The organism is Streptomyces sp. NPDC025273, from assembly GCF_040638585.1.
Taxonomy (GTDB): domain Bacteria; phylum Actinomycetota; class Actinomycetes; order Streptomycetales; family Streptomycetaceae; genus Streptomyces; species Streptomyces cinereorectus.
Map to the genome: position 1 here is coordinate 182022 of NZ_JBEZYP010000009.1, position 16927 is coordinate 198948.

Annotated in this window: 17 protein-coding genes; 5 read left to right on the forward strand and 12 right to left on the reverse strand. The window is 73.2% G+C overall.

The genetic code is table 11. From position 1 onward, the window contains the following. Nucleotides 1–2: 2 nt before the first annotated feature. Entirely contained in the window at nt 3–983 is a 981-nt protein-coding gene (locus AB0F38_RS17370) for an aldo/keto reductase (RefSeq protein ID WP_361893349.1), read from the reverse strand. Between the two features lie 63 nt (nt 984–1046). After that, complete coding sequence (argH, locus tag AB0F38_RS17375; protein ID WP_361893352.1) at nt 1047–2480, reverse strand: argininosuccinate lyase; 1434 nt, start codon at nt 2478–2480, stop codon at nt 1047–1049. 200 nt (nt 2481–2680) lie between these two features. On the opposite strand from argH, the gene AB0F38_RS17380 reads away from it, so the two are divergent. The 3 genes from AB0F38_RS17380 (at nt 2681) to AB0F38_RS17390 (ending at nt 5500) form a co-directional block, all read left to right on the forward strand. After that, nucleotides 2681–4090, forward strand: coding sequence for a HEAT repeat domain-containing protein (locus AB0F38_RS17380; RefSeq protein WP_361893354.1), 1410 nt, complete (start codon nt 2681–2683; stop codon nt 4088–4090). Between the two features lie 44 nt (nt 4091–4134). Next, nucleotides 4135–4737: a pyridoxamine 5'-phosphate oxidase family protein gene (locus AB0F38_RS17385; protein ID WP_361893357.1), complete on the forward strand. Its 603-nt coding sequence runs from the start codon at nt 4135–4137 to the stop codon at nt 4735–4737. Nucleotides 4738–4801: 64 nt separating this feature from the next. Further along, entirely contained in the window at nt 4802–5500 is a 699-nt protein-coding gene (locus AB0F38_RS17390; RefSeq protein WP_361893360.1) for a L,D-transpeptidase family protein, read from the forward strand. A 9-nt stretch (nt 5501–5509) separates the two neighbouring features. Here the strand turns inward: AB0F38_RS17390 and AB0F38_RS17395 are convergent, their stop codons facing one another. The 6 genes from AB0F38_RS17395 to AB0F38_RS17420 form a co-directional block, all read right to left on the reverse strand. Then, complete coding sequence (locus AB0F38_RS17395; protein WP_056786755.1) at nt 5510–6046, reverse strand: arginine repressor; 537 nt, start codon at nt 6044–6046, stop codon at nt 5510–5512. 25 nt (nt 6047–6071) lie between these two features. Continuing rightward, nucleotides 6072–7268 carry an acetylornithine transaminase gene (locus AB0F38_RS17400; protein WP_361893363.1) on the reverse strand — a complete coding sequence of 399 codons (1197 nt, stop codon included), beginning with the start codon at nt 7266–7268 and terminating at the stop codon, nt 6072–6074. Then, nucleotides 7265–8176, reverse strand: coding sequence for an acetylglutamate kinase (gene argB / locus AB0F38_RS17405; protein WP_361893366.1), 912 nt, complete (start codon nt 8174–8176; stop codon nt 7265–7267). Before argB ends, AB0F38_RS17400 begins: the two co-directional genes overlap by 4 nt. Then, entirely contained in the window at nt 8173–9327 is a 1155-nt protein-coding gene (gene argJ / locus AB0F38_RS17410) for a bifunctional glutamate N-acetyltransferase/amino-acid acetyltransferase ArgJ (protein WP_361893369.1), read from the reverse strand. The genes argB and argJ overlap by 4 nt, the downstream gene beginning before the upstream one ends. Continuing rightward, nucleotides 9324–10352, reverse strand: a complete 1029-nt coding sequence (gene argC / locus AB0F38_RS17415) for an N-acetyl-gamma-glutamyl-phosphate reductase (protein ID WP_361893372.1) — start codon at nt 10350–10352, stop codon at nt 9324–9326. Before argC ends, argJ begins: the two co-directional genes overlap by 4 nt. Nucleotides 10353–10859: 507 nt before the next feature. After that, nucleotides 10860–11264 carry a DUF5997 family protein gene (locus AB0F38_RS17420; RefSeq protein ID WP_361893374.1) on the reverse strand — a complete coding sequence of 135 codons (405 nt, stop codon included), beginning with the start codon at nt 11262–11264 and terminating at the stop codon, nt 10860–10862. A gap of 58 nt (nt 11265–11322) precedes the next feature. Between AB0F38_RS17420 and AB0F38_RS17425 the strand changes: the two genes are divergently transcribed. Then, a complete protein-coding gene (locus AB0F38_RS17425) occupies nt 11323–12081 on the forward strand; it encodes a LysR family substrate-binding domain-containing protein (RefSeq protein ID WP_361893377.1) in 759 nt (252 codons plus the stop codon). Between the two features lie 69 nt (nt 12082–12150). On the opposite strand, the gene AB0F38_RS17430 is transcribed toward AB0F38_RS17425, so the two are convergent. The 4 genes from AB0F38_RS17430 to AB0F38_RS17445 all read right to left on the reverse strand — a co-directional run bounded on the left by AB0F38_RS17430 (nt 12151) and on the right by AB0F38_RS17445 (nt 15957). Next, the gene (locus AB0F38_RS17430; RefSeq protein WP_361893380.1) at nt 12151–13314 is read right to left on the reverse strand and encodes a serine hydrolase domain-containing protein; all 1164 of its coding nucleotides are present in this window, start codon (nt 13312–13314) and stop codon (nt 12151–12153) included. A 99-nt stretch (nt 13315–13413) separates the two neighbouring features. Further along, complete coding sequence (locus AB0F38_RS17435; protein WP_361893383.1) at nt 13414–13989, reverse strand: histidine phosphatase family protein; 576 nt, start codon at nt 13987–13989, stop codon at nt 13414–13416. Nucleotides 13990–14053: 64 nt separating this feature from the next. After that, nucleotides 14054–14491 carry a GNAT family N-acetyltransferase gene (locus AB0F38_RS17440; RefSeq protein ID WP_361893386.1) on the reverse strand — a complete coding sequence of 146 codons (438 nt, stop codon included), beginning with the start codon at nt 14489–14491 and terminating at the stop codon, nt 14054–14056. Next, the gene (locus AB0F38_RS17445) at nt 14488–15957 is read right to left on the reverse strand and encodes a PLP-dependent aminotransferase family protein (protein WP_361893389.1); all 1470 of its coding nucleotides are present in this window, start codon (nt 15955–15957) and stop codon (nt 14488–14490) included. The genes AB0F38_RS17440 and AB0F38_RS17445 overlap by 4 nt, the downstream gene beginning before the upstream one ends. Here AB0F38_RS17445 and AB0F38_RS17450 point away from each other — a divergent pair. Then, nucleotides 15956–16915, forward strand: a complete 960-nt coding sequence (locus tag AB0F38_RS17450) for a DMT family transporter (protein ID WP_361893392.1) — start codon at nt 15956–15958, stop codon at nt 16913–16915. The two genes, AB0F38_RS17445 and AB0F38_RS17450, sit on opposite strands and share 2 nt — an antisense overlap. The last annotated feature ends 12 nt before the right edge of the window (nt 16916–16927 follow it).

The following is a 16927-nucleotide window of genomic DNA, read 5'->3' on the forward strand; positions in this document are numbered from 1 at the left end:
ACTCAGCTCCAGGGCAGCGAGGAGCGGTGCCGCCAGTACGCCTCCGGTTCCTCCACCAGTGCGTCCAGCCGGTCCAGCCGGTCCAGCCGGTCCGCGTCCAGGTCGAGGAGGGGGGCGTGCAGATTGCCGGCGAGCTGGGTGACGGTGGCCGCCCCGGACAGGACGACGCCCGCCCACGGCCGGCGGAGCACGAAGGCCAGGGCGACGGCGTCCGCGCCCAGTTCCGCATCGGCGGCGATCTCCTGGACGACGGCGGGAGCTTCGGAGCCGGCGAGCCTGCCGTTGGCCATGGCCTCCTTGACGATGACGGTGAGCCCGGCGTCGTGCGCCTCGGCGAGTGCCGGTCCCGCGGAGGTCTCCAGGGCGTTGTAGGTGGCCTGGACGGTACGGAAGAGGGGCTCGCCGTCCACCGTCACGGCCAGGGCGGCCCGGATGGCGTCGGCCTGGGCGGGGCCGCTCGTGGAGATCCCGACGGTGGTGCCCTCCGCGGCCAGCCCGGCCAGACGTGCGTGCAGGTCCTTGTCGCCCAGCGCCGGGCTGTCGGCCGTCACCGAGTGGATCTGGTAGAGGTCGAGCCGTTCACCGAGCAGTCCGGCCGTCTCCGCCCGCTGCCGCTCGAACGTGGCCAGGCTGTGGTCCTTCACCTCGTGGTCCTCGGCGTCGACGCGCCAGTCGGCGGTGTAGGTGTAGCCCCACTTGCTGCCGACGACCACGTCCGTCGCGTCGGGGCGGGCCGTCAGCCAGTCGGCGAGGAACTCCTCGGCACGGCCGTAGGAGCGGGCGGTGTCGAAGTAGCGGACACCCTGCGCGTAGGCCGCGTCCAGGAGTTCATGGGTGCGGGCGCGCAGCGCGTCCGCGCTGCGGCCGGCCGGGAGGTCCCGGACGCGGTGCAGATTGATGTAGCCGGGCCTGCCTACGGCGGCCAGGCCCAGCCCGATGTGGGCGGTCGGGGTAGTCGCTCGGTTCAGGCGGGCGAAGGGCATCGCGGGCTCCTCTGGGTCGGTTCCGAACGCCTTCCCGTCAACGTAGCCCGCGATGCCCGCGAATCACCGCCGCGCGGTCGCCCAGGCGTGCTGCGTCACCAGGTCGGCCTTCACCTCGGCCAGCTGGACGGCGACGGCCGACGGCGCCGTGCCGCCGCGGCCGTTGCGGGAGGCCAGCGCGCCGGGCACGTCGAGCACCGTGCGCACCTCGGGGGTGAGGTGCTCGGAGATCCTGGCGAACTGCTCGTCCGTCAGCTCGTCGAGCTCGATGCCCTGCTGCTCGCACACCTTGACGCACTCGCCCGCGACCTCGTGGGCCACCCGGAACGGGACGCCCTGCCTGACCAGCCACTCGGCGATGTCCGTGGCGAGCGAGAAGCCGGCCGGGGCCAGCTCCTCCATGCGCTCCCGGTGGACGGTGAGCGTGGCCATCATGCCGGTGAAGGCGGGAAGCAGGACCTCCAGCTGGTCACAGGAGTCGAAGACGGGCTCCTTGTCCTCCTGCAGGTCGCGGTTGTACGCGAGCGGGAGGGCCTTGAGCGTCGCCATCAGCCCGGTCAGATTGCCGATGAGACGTCCGGACTTGCCGCGGGCGAGCTCGGCGACGTCCGGGTTCTTCTTCTGCGGCATGATCGAGGAGCCGGTGGAGAAGGCGTCGTGCAGGGTGACGAAGGAGAACTCCTTCGTGTTCCAGATGATGACCTCCTCCGCGATCCGGGAGAGGTTGACGCCGATCATCGCGGTGATGAACGCGAACTCGGCCACGAAGTCCCGGGACGCGGTGCCGTCGATGGAGTTGGCGACGGAGCCGTGCTCGAAGCCGAGGTCGGCCGCGACGGCCTCCGGGTCGAGCCCGAGGGACGACCCGGCCAGCGCTCCGGAACCGTACGGGGACACGGCGGTCCGCTCGTCCCACTGCCGCAGCCGCTCGGCGTCCCGGATCAGAGGCTGCACATGGGCCAGGACGTGGTGGGCGAACAGGACGGGCTGGGCGTGCTGGAGGTGCGTGCGGCCCGGCATGGCCACGTCCGCGTGCGCCTCGGCGAGCCCGACCAGAGCGTCCTGGAGCTCGGCGATCAGTCCGCCGATGATCCGGGCGTGATCGCGCAGGTACATCCGGAAGAGCGTGGCGACCTGGTCGTTGCGGGACCGGCCGGCCCGCAGCTTGCCGCCGAGGTCCGGGCCGAGGCGCTCCAGGAGACCGCGCTCCAGCGCGGTGTGGACGTCCTCGTCCGCGAGGGTGCCGGTGAACGAACCGTCGGCGACGGCGGCTTCGAGCGCGTCGAGTCCGGCGATCATGCGGGTCAGCTCGTCCTCGGTGAGCAGGCCCGCCTTGTTGAGCACGCGCGCGTGGGCACGGGAGCCGGCGATGTCGTACGGGGCGAGCCGCCAGTCGAAGTGGACGGAGGCGGACAGCTTGGCCAGCGCCTCGGCGGGGCCGTCGGCGAAACGGCCGCCCCAGAGGCGTACGTCGCTGTTGCCGTTGCCGTTGCTCACTGCGTGCTCCTCGGGAGTGCAAGGGGTGGGTGTGCGACCGCCTCCCCGCACGCGTACGGAGGGGAGGCGGTGGTGACGCCGCGGATCGGACGAGGCCGCGCCCGGCCGCGATCCTCGAGGACAAGGCATAACTATGCATTCCTCTGTATGGTTTGTCAAAGATGCTGGTCACAGCGGTGTGCCAACCCTAGGCTGGACCCATGCGGAACCTCGTCCCCCTGTCCCCCACGCTGTACCTCCCGCCCCAGGACCGTCTCCTCCTGGGCAAGCCCCTGGCCACCGCCCTGGACACGGCCGACCCGGAGGCCTGGGTGGACCTCGACCGGCGGATACCCTCGGCGACCGCGCGGCGCAGGGGGGTCGGGCCGCTGCGCTCCCTGCTCCGGGAGCGGCACGCCGACGGGCACGGGTCGGTCGACTGGGCCGCCGCTCCCCGCTGGGACGAGGAGGCCCACGACGTCACCTGGTCGCGGTTCCCGCCCTCCGAGGCGGAGACCGCACTCGTCCTCTGCCACGACCGCTGGCAGGCAAGGGAGGCCGCGCTGGCCTTCGCTCCGGGACGGCCGGCTCTCCTTCCCCTGTTGCTGGTCCGCTGCGCCGACTCCCGGCCACGGGTACGGGAGCGTGCCCGCCGGGTACTGGGGACGGCCCTGGACGGACCGGGGACAGCGGCGGCGGAGCTGGTTCCCCTGGCCCTGCGTCTGAGCCTGCGCCCGCACGGCGGCTGGGCCCTGGAGCGGGTGCTGGCCGCGGCCGAACCCCTGCCGTCCGCGCTCCCGTCCCGGCTCTGCGCGAGCCCGCTGGCCCGGGTCCGGATCCTCGGGGCGCGGCTGTCGCTGGAGCGGGGGCTCCTCACACCCGCCGGGCTCACCGAGCTCGCCCTCACCGCCCCGGACCGGGCCGTCCGCCACCTGTGCACCGGCGCGTTGCTGGCCAGGGTCTCGGCAGGTGACCCGGAACGGCTCCTGGACCCCCTGCTCGCCGCCCCCTCCGCCGTGGCACGGTCCTCCGCGGTGACGGCGCTGCACCGGGCGGGCCGTGGCGGGGAAGCCGCGTTCCACCTGGCGGACCCGTCGGCCAGGGTGCGTTCCGCCGCCCGCCTGGTCCTGCGGCTGGAGGGCCAGGACACGCAGGACCTCTACCGGGCGCTGTGCGCGGACCCCGTCGCGCCCGGCCTCTCGCCGGGGGCGCTGTTCGGCCTGGCCGAGTCCGGAGCGCCGGATGCGGCGGCCCTGCTGAGGCCACTGGCGGCACACCCGGAAGGCCGGGTGCGGGCCGCGGCACTGGCCGCGCTGCGCATGCGGGACGCGGTCTCCCCCGACGAGCTCATGGCCGCCATGGACGATCCGCACCCACCGGTCGTGCGCACCGCCCGCACGGCGCTCGTGCCGTACGTCCTGCTCGTCCCCGAGGAATGGCTGACCGCCCTGGTGGCCCCGGGCCGCCCCCGGCACGTGCGGCGGTCCGGCCTGCGCCTGCTCTGCGCCCACAGCCTCGCCCTGCGCAAACGCGTGCTGGCCGAGCTGGAGGAGGACGAGGACCCCGAGGTCGCCCACGAGGCACAGCGCGCCCGCTACGAGCCTCTGCCGCCCGCCGGTTCCAGTGGCTGAAACGCACTACCCGCAAGGGCGTTCACCGACGGAGACTGCACCCCATGGGAAAAACGTACGAGCGTATTGACGGACGGCTGCGCACCTTCATCGAGGAGCAGCACGTCTTCTTCACCGCCACCTCGCCCCTGGACGCCGACGGCACGGTCAACCTCTCGCCCAAGGGCGTCAGCGGTTCGTTCGCCGTCCTCGACGAACAGACCGTGGCCTACCTGGACTTCGCCGGGAGCAATGCGGAGACCATCGCCCATCTCCGTGAGAACGGCCGCATCACCCTGATGTGGTGCGCCTTCCAGGGGCCGCCGAACATCGTCCGGGTGCACGGCCGCGGTGAGCCGGTCTTCCGTGACGACCCCCGGTTCCCCGCCCTCCTCGGCCACTTCCCCGCGGTCGACCCCACGTCGCACGGGCTGCGCGCGATCATCGTCGTGACGGCCGGACTGATCCGCGACACCTGCGGATACGGAGTGCCCTTCATGGCGTACGACGAGGACCGGACCCTGCACGCCGACCGCTTCCGGCGCGAGGACGACGCGAGCCTGAGCGCGTACTTCGGGAAGAAGGAGGACATCGCCACCAGCATCGACGGACTGCCGGGTCTCCCCCTGCCGCTGCCCGGCCTGCCCGCGCCGGCGTCCGGGGGGTGAGGCGCTGGGCCGTACGGAGCAGGCGCGGTGGGGCGGTTCCGGCACGGGCCGTACGGTCCGGAGCATGCGCAGATCTCTGGTGACCGCGTCGGTTCTGCTCGTGCTGGCATCGCTCGCGGCGCGGCCGGCGGACCCGCCGCCCCTCCCGGACCGGCTGGCCGACACGGGCGGCGGCAGCCAGCTGATCACCGCCGAGGCCCCCGGCCCGGACTCCACCACGGGCACGATCACCTGGTGGGACCGGCGGCGGGGGGCGTGGGTGGCGGCGGGTTCGGCCCCGGCCCGTTTCGGCGCGAACGGCCTGGCCGAGGGCGCCACCCGTACGCAGGGCACGGACACCACGCCCACCGGCCTGTACGACCTGCCGTACGCCTTCGGCACCGCGGCCGCCCCGGCCGGGACCCGCTATCCGTACCGCCGGGTCAACGACCGTTCGTGGTGGTGCCAGGACAACGCGTCCCGTGCGTACAACCGCTGGGTGGAGCCGCGCCCGGCGCACTGCCGGGCGGGTGAGGCCGAGCACCTGGTCGCGTACCGCACGCAGTACGCCCGCGCGCTCGTGATCGGCTTCAACTACGACCGGCCGGTCCGGGGCCGGGGCGCCGGGATCTTCCTGCACGTCAACGGCAAGGGGGCGACCGCCGGTTGCGTCTCCGTGCCGGCCGCCGTCATGGACCGGATCCTCATCTGGGCGGACCCGGCCCGGCGGCCGCACATCGCGGTCGGGACCGAGTCCGGCCCGACCGCGATCACGCGCTACTGACGGGCGCGCTCAGCGGTCGTTCTGGGCGAGCCGCAGCAGGTGGTCGGCCAGGGCCTGGCCGCCGTTCGGGTCGCGGCTGATCAGCATCAGCGTGTCGTCGCCCGCGATCGTGCCGAGGATCGCGCGGAGTTCGGCCTGGTCGATGGCCGAGGCGAGGAACTGGGCGGCTCCCGGCGGCGTACGCAGCACCACCAGGTTGGCCGAGGCCTCCGCGGAGATGAGCAGCTCGGCGGAGAGCCTGCGCATCCGCTCCTCCTTCGCCGACCCGCCGAGCGGTGCCTGCGGGGTACGGAAGCCGCCCTCGCTGGGCACCGCGTAGATCAGCTCGCCACCGGTGTTGCGGATCTTCACCGCGCCGAGCTCGTCCAGGTCGCGGGAGAGCGTGGCCTGGGTGACGCTCAGCCCGTCGTCGGCGAGGAGCTTGGCCAACTGGCTCTGCGAACGCACCGGCTGACGGTTCAGGATGTCCACGATCCTGCGGTGGCGTGCCGTGCGGGTCTGTGGCACCGACGGTCCGCCGTGCTCGGATTCCTGCGCCTCGGTCATCGTCGTCGCCTCAATCTCCGGATCGTCACTCTGCGGGTCGTCCGTCCCCGTGAGCCGCGTCGAGAGCTCCCGGCAGAATCCGCAGGAACGCGTCCACCTCGGCGTCACCGATGATCAGCGGTGGCATGAGCCGTACGACATCGGGGGCGGGCGCGTTCACCAGGAGTCCGGCTCCCTGGGCCGCCTGCTGCACCTGCGGTGCGAGGGGCCCGGTGAGCACGATACCCAGCAGCAGACCGGAGCCGCGGACGTGGGAGACCAGTGGGTGCCCCAGGCCCTGCACGCCGTCCCTGATCTTCTCGCCGAGCCGCTTCACGTTGTCGAGGGCACCGTCTGCGGCGAGGGTGTCCAGGACGGCGAGACCGGCGGCGCAGGCGACGGGGTTGCCGCCGAACGTCGTGCCGTGCTGCCCCGGCTCCAGCAGGTCGGCCGCCGCGCCGAACGCCACGGTGGCGCCGATCGGCAGTCCGCCGCCGAGGCCCTTCGCGAGCGTGACGAGGTCGGGCTCGACGCCCTGGTGGGCCTGGTGCTCGAACCAGTGGCCGCAGCGGCCGATCCCGGTCTGCACCTCGTCCAGGACCAGCAGCGTGCCGGTCGCCCGGGTGATCTCCCGGGCGGCCTCCAGATAACCCTTGGGCGGGACGACCACGCCGTTCTCGCCCTGTACGGGCTCGATGATCAGCAGCGCCGTGCCGGTGGTCACCGCGGCCCGGAGCGCCTCGGCGTCGCCGTACGGCACGTGGGTGACGTCGCCGGGCAGCGGCAGGAAGCCCTCGCGCTTCTTGGGCTGGCCGGTCAGGGCGAGCGCGCCCATGGTCCGGCCGTGGAAGCCGCCGTCGGTGGCGACCATGTGGCCGCGCCCGGTGAGCCGGCCGATCTTGAAGGCGGCCTCGTTGGCCTCGGCGCCGGAGTTGGAGAAGTAGACCCGGCCCGTGCGGCCGAAGAGCTGGAGCAGCCGCTCGGCGAGCGCGAGGGGCGGTTCGGCGATGAAGAGGTTGGAGACGTGGCCGAGGGAGCCGATCTGGCGGGAGACGGCCTCGACGACGGCCGGGTGGGCGTGGCCGAGGGCGTTCACCGCGATCCCGCCGACGAAGTCGAGGTACTCGGTGCCGTCCGCGTCCCACACCCGGGCACCGGCGCCGCGCACCAGGGACAGCTGCGGCGTGCCGTAGTTGTCCATCAGCGCGCCCTGCCAGCGCCGCGAGAACTCCTGGTTGCTCATGACTCCCCCTGGGCGGTCCGTGCGTCGGGCACGACCATCGTGCCGATTCCCTCGTCGGTGAAGATCTCCAGCAGGATCGAGTGCTGGACCCGGCCGTCGATGACGCGGGCCGTCTCGACCCCGTTGCGTACGGCGTGCAGGCAGCCCTGCATCTTGGGGACCATGCCGCTGGACAGGTCGGGCAGCAGCTTCTCCAGCTGGGTGGCGGTGAGGCGGCTGATCACGTCGTCGCTGTTGGGCCAGTCCTCGTAGAGGCCTTCGACATCGGTGAGGACCATCAGCGTCTCGGCGTTCAGCGCGGCGGCGAGTGCGGCGGCGGCGGTGTCGGCGTTGACGTTGTAGACGTGGTTGTCCTCGGCCGAGCGGGCGATGGAGGAGATGACCGGGATCCGGCCGTCGTCGAGCAGCGCCTGGATGGCCCCGGTCTCGATGGCGGTGATCTCGCCGACGCGGCCGATGTCGACCGACTCGCCGTCGATCATCGGGCGGTGCTGGGTGGCGGTGATGGTGTGGGCGTCCTCGCCGGTCATGCCGACGGCGAGCGGGCCGTGCTGGTTGAGCAGGCCGACAAGCTCGCGCTGGACCTGTCCGGCCAGCACCATCCGTACGACGTCCATCGCCTCGGGCGTGGTGACGCGGAGACCGGCCTTGAACTCGCTGACCAGGCCCTGCTTGTCGAGCTGGGCACTGATCTGCGGGCCGCCGCCGTGCACGACGACGGGCTTGAGGCCGGCGTGCCGCAGGAAGACGACGTCCTGGGCGAAGGCGGCCTTCAGCTCCTCGTCGATCATGGCGTTGCCGCCGAACTTGATGACGACGGTCTTGCCGTTGTGGCGGGTCAGCCAGGGCAGTGCCTCGATCAGGATCTGTGCCTTCGGCAGCGCGGTGTGCTTCCTCGCGGCGCTCATGAGCTGTACGCGCTGTTCTCGTGGACGTACTCGGCGGTGAGGTCGTTGGCCCAGATGACGGCCGCCTCGCTGCCCTCGGCGAGGTCGGCGGTGATCCGGACCTCCCGGTAGCGCATGTCGACGAGCGCGCGGTCCTCGCCGACGCTGCCGTTCCTGCAGACCCAGACGTCGTTGATGGCCACGTTGAGCCGGTCCGGGTCGAAGGCGGCCTTCGTGGTGCCGATCGCGGAGAGCACGCGGCCCCAGTTGGGGTCCTCGCCGTGGATGGCGCATTTGAGGAGGTTGTTGCGGGCGATGCTGCGGCCCACCTCGACGGCGTCGTCCTCGGTGGCCGCGCCCACGACCTCGATACGGATGTCCTTGGTCGAGCCCTCGGCGTCACCGATCAGCTGACGGGCGAGGTCCGCGCAGACGGTCCGCACGGCTTCGGCGAACTCCCCCTGCTGCGGGGTGATCCCGGCGGCGCCCGAGGCGAGCAGCAGCACGGTGTCGTTGGTCGACATGCAGCCGTCCGAGTCGACCCGGTCGAAGGTGGTGCGGGTGGCGTCGCGCAGTGCGGCGTCGAGGGCGGGGGCCTCGACGTCGGCGTCGGTGGTGAGGACGACCAGCATGGTGGCGAGGCCGGGCGCGAGCATGCCCGCGCCCTTGGCCATCCCGCCGACGGTCCATCCCTCACCGCCCGCGACGGCCGTCTTGTGCACGGTGTCGGTGGTCTTGATGGCGAGGGCGGCACGCTCTCCGCCGTGCTCGCTGAGGGCGGCGGCGGCCTTCTCGATACCGGGCAGCAGCTTGTCCATCGGGAGCGGCAGACCGATGAGCCCGGTCGACGCGACCGCGATCTCACCCGCGCTGTGGCCGGTGAGGACCTCGGCGGCCTTCTCGGCGGTGGCGTGGGTGTCCTGGAAGCCCCGCGGGCCCGTACAGGCGTTGGCACCACCGGAGTTGAGCACGACGGCGGTCACTTCGCCGCCCTTGAGGACCTGCTCCGACCAGAGGACGGGTGCCGCCTTGACGCGGTTGGAGGTGAAGACGCCCGCGGCGGCGCGGCGGGGCCCGCTGTTGACCACGAGGGCCAGGTCCGGTCCGCCGCTCTCCTTGATCCCGGCGGCGATGCCCGCCGCCGTGAATCCCTTGGCTGCCGTGACGCTCACGGTGCGACTCCGATCGTGGAAAGACCCGTGTCCTCGGGAAGTCCGAGGGCGATGTTCATGCTCTGCAGGGCGCCGGACGCGGTGCCCTTGGCGAGGTTGTCGATGGCGCTGATCACGATGATCCGGCCGGCTGCCACGTCGTGGGCGACCTGGACCTGGACGGCGTTGGATCCGTACACGGCGGCGGTGGAGGGCCACTGGCCCTCGGGCAGCAGATCGACGAACGGCTCGTCCGCGAAGGCCTTCTCGTAGACGGCGCGGAGCGATTCGGCGCTCACGCCCGGCTTCGCCTTCGCGCTGCACGTGGCGAGGATGCCGCGGGGCATGGGCGCGAGGGTCGGCGTGAAGGACACGGTGACCGGCTCGCCGGCGGCGGCGCCGAGGTTCTGGATCATCTCGGGCGTGTGCCGGTGGACACCGCCGACGCCGTACGGGGACATGTTGCCCATGACCTCGGAGCCGAGCAGGTGCGGCTTGGCCGCCTTGCCCGCACCGGAGGTTCCGGACGCGGCGACGACGACGGCCTCGGGCTCGGCCAGGCCCGCCTCGTACGCCGGGAAGAGGGCGAGGGAGACGGCGGTCGGGTAGCACCCGGGGACCGCGATGCGCTTGGTCCCCGCCAGCGCGGCGCGGGCACCGGGCAGCTCAGGGAGGCCGTAGGGCCAGGTGCCGGCGTGCGGCGATCCGTAGAACTTCTCCCAGTCGGCGGCGTCCTTCAGCCGGAAGTCGGCGCCCATGTCGACGACGAGCACGTCGTCGCCGAGCTGCTCGGCGACGGCGGCGGACTGCCCGTGGGGCAGGGCCAGGAAGACGACGTCGTGCCCGGCGAGGACCTCCGCCGTGGTCGGCCGGAGCACCCGGTCCGCGAGCGGCCTCAGGTGCGGTTGGAGCGCGCCGAGCTTCTGCCCCGCGTTGGAGTGGCCGGTGAGGGCACCGATCTCGACCCTGGGGTGGGTGAGGAGCAGACGGAGCAGTTCCCCGCCGGCGTATCCGCTCGCCCCTGCCACTGCCGCACGTACCACCATCGATATCCTCCTCGTCGATGGCATGACTATACGCAGCTATGCACTTTTATGCAAAGGATTTTCGCTCTGCGGGAGTTGGCTCGTGCGCCCGCGCACGCCGCCCCCGGCCGGCGTCCAGGCATGCGGAGGTACCGGCTCGGTCACTGCCTGTCGGACGCCGCGAGGCGGGGACAGGACGGTCGTCCACCTGACGGGGGCGGGGACGCAGGCGCCGCGGCCCTGAACGCGACCGCGCCCGGCGCGGCTTTCCCGCCGGGGCGGGGCGTGCGGGCCTGAAGGCGTACGGGCGGCTCTCTCGGCCCGGCGCTGTTCGCGGCTGCGTTCCGGGCACGCTGTTCGCCGAGGTGGTCCGTACGCGCGGCGGGCGCGCGGGGGACCTGCCTTCCGGCGGCGATGCGCCTGTGGAGCTGGGCGTCGAAGAGACGCCGCACGGAGTCGGCGGCCGGCTGAGGGCTGCGTCTGCGCCCCTCTCCCCGACGGCCGGGCCGGGCGTTGACCCGGAGCGTGTCAGGAAGGGGTGTCGCCGGACTGCTCGGCGCGGGCCGCGTTCTTCTCCTTGATGCGCACCGCTTCCTTGCGGACCTCGGCCTGGGTGGCGCGCTCCTTCTGCAGCCACTCGGGGCTGTCCTTCTTGAGCTCGTCGATCTGCTCGGTGGTCAGGGGCTCGGTGACTCCGCCGCGGGCGAGGCCGGCGATGGAGATGCCCAGCTTGGCCGCGACCACCGGCCTGGGGTGCGGGCCGGTGCGCCGCAGCTCCTGCAGCCACGCGGGCGGGTCGGCCTGCAGCGCGTTCAGCTCGCCGCGCGAGACGACGCCCTCCTGGAACTCGGCGGGGGTGGCTTCGAGGTACACACCCAGCTTCTTCGCCGCGGTGGCGGGCTTCATGGTCTGGGTGGTCTGGTGCGACGTCATGGTGTCAAGGGTATCGAGCATGTGCGCCCCCTCCGACCACGCCCGGTAACCTGGCGGAGTGACAGGCCCGGAAACCCCTCCTCCGTTCCGGCTCGCCTACGTCCCGGGCGTGACCCCGACCAAGTGGGTACGGATCTGGAACGAACGGCTGCCCGGAATCCCGCTGACCCTCGTGGGCGTACCCGCCGCCGGGGCGGCCGCCATGCTGCGCGGCGGCGGCGCCGACGCCGGCTTCGTGCGCCTCCCGGTCGACCGTACGGGTCTCAGCGCCATCCCCCTCTACACCGAGACGACGGTCGTCGTGGTCCCCAAGGACCACCTCGTGGCAGCCGTCGACGAGGTGTCGGCCGCCGATCTCGCCGACGAGATCGTGCTGCACCCCCTCGACGACACCCTGGAGTGGGACCGCCCGCCGGGCCTGCCCGCGCTGGAGCGCCCCGCGACGACGGAGGACGCCGTCGAGCTGGTGGCCGCGGGGGTGGGGCTGCTCGTCGTCCCCCAGTCGCTGGCCCGTCTGTATCACCGCAAGGACCTCACCTACCGGCCGCTCTCGGACGTCCCCGAGTCGCGCATCGCGCTGTCGTGGCCGGAGGAGAAGACCACCGACCTGGTGGAGGAGTTCATCGGGATCGTCCGCGGGCGCACGGTCAACAGCACCCGCGGGCGGGCCCCGACTCCCCCGCAGCCGAAGGCCAAGCGCCCGGAGCGTAAGGGGGGCGGCGCACCGCGCAAGCCCGCCGGCGGCAAGGCTGTGGGCGGCAAGAACCCCCGCGGCGCGTCCGGCGGCGGCAAGCGCGGCAAGCCCCGCCGCCCTTAGCCGACCGGCGGGCGACGCACCCAGGCCGCCGTGTTCGCGTACGAGTCGGGGCCCGGTGCGCCCGGCCGGTTAGCGAACGGGCGGGAGGGCTTCGTACAGGGCGTCGATCAGGGCCATCTTGCGTGGGTCGTCGGCGATGTTCGGGCCCATGCGGTTCATGACGTATCCGAGTGACACCCCGGCCTCGGGGTCGGCCAGGCCGCAGGAACCGCCCGCCCCGTCGTGGCCCACCGCGCGCGGGTTGGGGCCGTACGAGCCGTTGGGGCCGCTCAGCCAGAGGCCGAGGCCCAGCTCGGTGTCATGGGTGAAGCCCGCGCCGAGCACCAGGTCCCGGCAGCTGCCCTGTCCTTCGCGGATCCGTTCGGCAGCCTCCTCGGACAGGACGCGCCGGCCGTGGAGGCTGCCGCGTCCGGCGACGATGCCGTAGAGCGCGGCGACGGCGCGGGCGGTGCCGTGACCGTTGGCGGCGGGGATCTCGGCGGCCCGCCACTCGGGGGTGTTGGCGGCGGCCGTGCCCGTGACGGGGTTGAGGATCGAGGCGATGGCCACCGGTTCCATCCGGGCGAGGAGGGCGGCCTGTTCGCGGGCGTCGGTCCTGGGCTGGACGAGCTCGGCGACCCGGCCAACGTCCTTCTCCGGGAGGCCGACGGTGAAGTCGATGTCCAGGGGCCCGGTGATCTCCTGGCGCAGGAACTCCCCGGGCAGCAGGCCGGTGATGCGGCGGACGACCTCGCCGACGAGGAAGCCGTACGTGATCGCGTGGTACCCGGAGCGGGTGCCCGGCTCCCACCACGGCGTGGTCGCCGCGAGACGGGCGGTGGTCAGCTCCCAGTCGTACAGCTCGGCCAGGGTGTGCGGATCCCGCAGGCCGGCCAGGCCCGACCGGTGCGAGAGCAGATGGCGTACGCGTACGGATCCCTTGCCCGCGGCGGCGAATTCGGGCCAGTACACGGCGACGGGGGCGTCCAGGTCGAGGAGGCCGCGGTCGGCGAGGACGTGGGCGCAGAGCGCGGTCGGGCCCTTGGTCGTGGACCAGACGTTGACCACGGTGTCCCGTTCCCACGGGCGGGTCCGGTCCTTGTCCGCCCAGCCGCCCCAGAGATCCACCACGGGGGAACCGTCGAGGAGGACGGTGACGGCCGCGCCCAGTTCGTCGCGCTCCGCGAAGTTCGCCGCGAAGGCGTCGCGCACCGCCGCGAACCGGTCGTCGCAGTGGCCATGGATATGCGGCACGGTTCTCGCTCCTCGCCTCGGGAGTACGCACCGTACCGACTGGTCGGACCGGCGGGAAGGTGCCGTACGCGCGGTTCCTTCGGTCAGGGCCGCCACCGATCAGCGGGGAAGCGCTTCGAGGCTCAGGCTCCAGCGGCCCCGCAGGCCGGTGAGCGTGATGGTCGAGAGCGGGCGGACGTCCACGTTCCAGTACGCCGACGGCGGGGCCTTCAGGGCGTAGACGAGGGCGGCGCGGACGACGGCGGGTTCGGCGACGGCGACGATGAAGCCGTCACAGGCGGGGCGGGTGTCGAGCCAGCCCCCTATCCGCGAGATGAAGGCGAGCAGCGGTTCGCCGCCGTGCGGGGCGGAGCGGGGGTCGGCGAGCCAGGCGTCGACGGAGGCCGGTTCGCGGGCGGCGACATCGGCGAGGGTCAGGCCGCGCCAGCGGCCCATGTCGCAGTCGCGCAGGGCGGGCTGGGCCATGGGCGCGAAGCCGAGCGCGTCACCGGTGGCGCGGCTGCGGGGCGTGGGCGAGCAGTAGCGCAGTTCGGCGGCGGCGAGTGGGACCAGGGCGTGCGCGGCGAGCCGCACCTCGTGCCGGCCCGTGTGGTCGAGCGGCCGGTCGTCGTCGAAGCGCTCGGCGAGCAGGGCGGAACTGCGTGCTGCGGCGACCAGTGAGACGCGAACACTCATGGGCGCGATCGTGGAGCCGACCGCCGCGCCGGTCAAGAGGGCGGCACGGCGGTCGTCTTCCGGATCAGCCCAGCTGGAGGCACATCCACTTCGCGGGGGCTTCGAGCGGCTGGAAGCCGACCTCGGCGTACACCCCGTGGGCGTCTTCCGTGGCCAGGAGGAACCTGTACACGCCCGTCGGGGCCAGCAGGTCCCGGACCGCGGTGACCAGCCGGGTGCCGAGGCCGAGACCGCGGGCCGGCCGGTCGACGTACACGTCGCAGAGCCAGGCGAAGGTGGCATGGTCGGTCACCACCCGGGCGTAGGCGAGCTGTTCACCGGACGCGCGGTCGTACGCGCCGAAGTTGAGGGAGCCGGCTATCGCGCGGTCCTGGTGCTCACGGCTGCGGCCGAGGGCCCAGTAGGCGTCCGTGGAGAGCCAGTGGTGAATGCGGGCGGGGTCCAGCCGGGACGGGTCGCTGGAGATCTCGTAGCGCTGCTCGAAGGCGTCGGTATCGCTCATGCGCGCAGGTTATCGGCCGGGGCCGGGCGGCCGGACACCTCGTCGCAGGCGGTGCGCAGCCGGTGGACGCCCTCGGCGATCTCGGCAGGTCCGGCGACCGCGGCGAAGCTCAGCCGGATGTGACCGGCCGGGGGTTCGGCGCAGTGGTACGGGCGGCCGGGTGCGACGGCGACACCGGCCCGCAGGGCCGCGGAGACCAGGGCGGGCTCGTCGGCCCCGGGCCCCGGGAGCCGGAGCCAGAGGCTGCCGCCGCCCGACGGCACGTGGGGGAGGGTGAGTTCGGGCAGCCGGCTGCGGACCGCGACGGTGATCGCGGTGCGTCGGCCGGCGAGTTCGGCGGCCACGGCGCGCAGATGGCGCCCCCAGGCGGGGGATCCGACGAGTTCGAGCGCGGCCTCCTGGAGCGGTCGGGGCACGAAGAAGCTGTCGACGACCTGGATGGCGCGCAGGCGTTCCAGGACGGGTCCGCGGGCGGCCAGCGCGCCGACGCGGAGGCTCGGGGACGTGGCCTTGGTGAGGGAGCAGACGTGGACGACGACGCCGTCCCGGTCGTGCGCCACCAGGGGTGCGGGCAGCGGTCCGGCGTCCTCGTGGACGAGCCGGCGGGCGAAGTCGTCCTCGACGACGAAGGCACCCGCCTCCCGGGCGGTCCGCACGACCTGGGCGCGCCGGTCCGGTGCGAGGACCGCGCCGGTCGGGTTCTGGAAGAGCGGCTGGCAGACGAACACCCGCGCCCCGGTGGCCCGGAAGGCCTCGGCGAGCAGGTCGGGGCGTACGCCTCCGGTGTCCACCGGCACGGGTACCGGCCGCAGTCCGGTGGCGCGGGCCGCCGCCAGCATGCCCGGATAGGTGGGGGATTCGACGAGCACGGGTGCGCCGGGCGGGGCGAGGGCCCGCAGCGCGGTGGCCAGGGCGCTCTGGCCGCCCGCGGTGATCAGGACGTCGTCGCCGGTGAGTGTGCCGCCGATCTCGCGGGCGAACCAGGCGCGGAGCTCGCTCAGGCCGTCGGTGGGCGGCCTCCCCCACGCTCCGGGACGGCGGCCGGCCCGGGCCAGTGCGGCGGCCATGGCCCGCTCGGGCTGGAGCGAGGGATGGAGGTAGCCGCCGTTGAATTCGACGACTCCGGGCGGCGGTGCGGCGAGTGTCACCAGGACCCCGGAGGCGTCGACGGTGCGCGGCACCACCTCGGGCCCGCTGTCGCCGCTGAGCGAGACCTCCTGCCAGGAGGTGTCACCGGGTTCGGGGACGTGGGTGCGGGGCTCGGCCCGGAAGGCGCCGGAGCCGGGCCGGGTCACGACCAGACCTTCGGCGGCGAGTTGCGCGAGGGCCCGGGAGACGGTCACGGGGCTCACCCGGAAGCGTTCGATGAGAGCGCGACTGGACGGCAGCTTTCCACCTGGAGAGTAGCGATTCAGCTCATTGCGGAGAGAGTCCGCCAGTTCCCCCACACTGGTACGCTCATTCATGACAGCACAGGATAGCGCTATTCCACTCCGTGCGATAGCGGTCGACAGGCGGGCAGACCGTGGCGGCGTCCTGCTCGCCGGGCTCGGCGTCGTCGCCTTCTCGCTGACCTTCCCGTCCACCGTGTGGGGGCTGGAGAGCTTCGGCCCCTGGTCCCTGGTGGCGCTGCGCAGCCTGCTCGCCGCGCTGCTGGCGGGCTGCTTCCTCCTCGCGGGCCGGGTCCCGGTGCCGGATCGCCGCCACTGGGGCGGTCTCGCGGTCGTCGCGGGCGGGGTCGTGGTGGGGTTCCCCCTGCTGACGACGCTCGCCCTGCGGACCTCCACGAGCTCGCACGCGGCCGTGGTGGTCGGCCTGCTGCCCCTGACGACCGCCCTCCTCGCGGCACTGCGCACCGGCTCCCGCCCGCCCCGCGCGTTCTGGGCCGCGGCACTGGCCGGGGCCGCCGTGGTGATCCTCTTCACGGTGCAGCAGAGCGGCGGCGCCCTGTCCGGCGGGGATCTGTACCTGTTCGGTGCGCTGCTGGTCTGTGCGGCGGGGTACACCGAGGGCGGCAGGCTGGCCTCGGTGATGCCGGGCTGGCAGGTGATCGGCTGGGCCCTGGTCCTCTGCCTCCCGCTCGCCGTGGCGGGCACCGCCCTGGCGCTGCCCTCCGAGCCGGTGCACCTCACCGCGCACGGGATCGCCGGACTGGTCTGGGTCGCGGCGGGGTCCACCTTCCTCGGCCTGTACGTCTGGTACCGCGGAATGGCGGAGATCGGGGTCGCGCGGGCCAGTCAGCTCCAGCTGGCACAGCCGCTGCTCACCCTGGTCTGGTCGTTCCTGGCGCTCGGCGAGCGGGTGTCCGCGGCGGCTCCCGCGGCGGCCGTGGCCGTGCTGGTGTGCATCGCCGTCACCCAGCGCGCGGGGCGGAGGGAGCGGGACGGCGGGCGCACAGGAGACGGTGCGGGCATCGAGTCATAGACTTGTCGACAT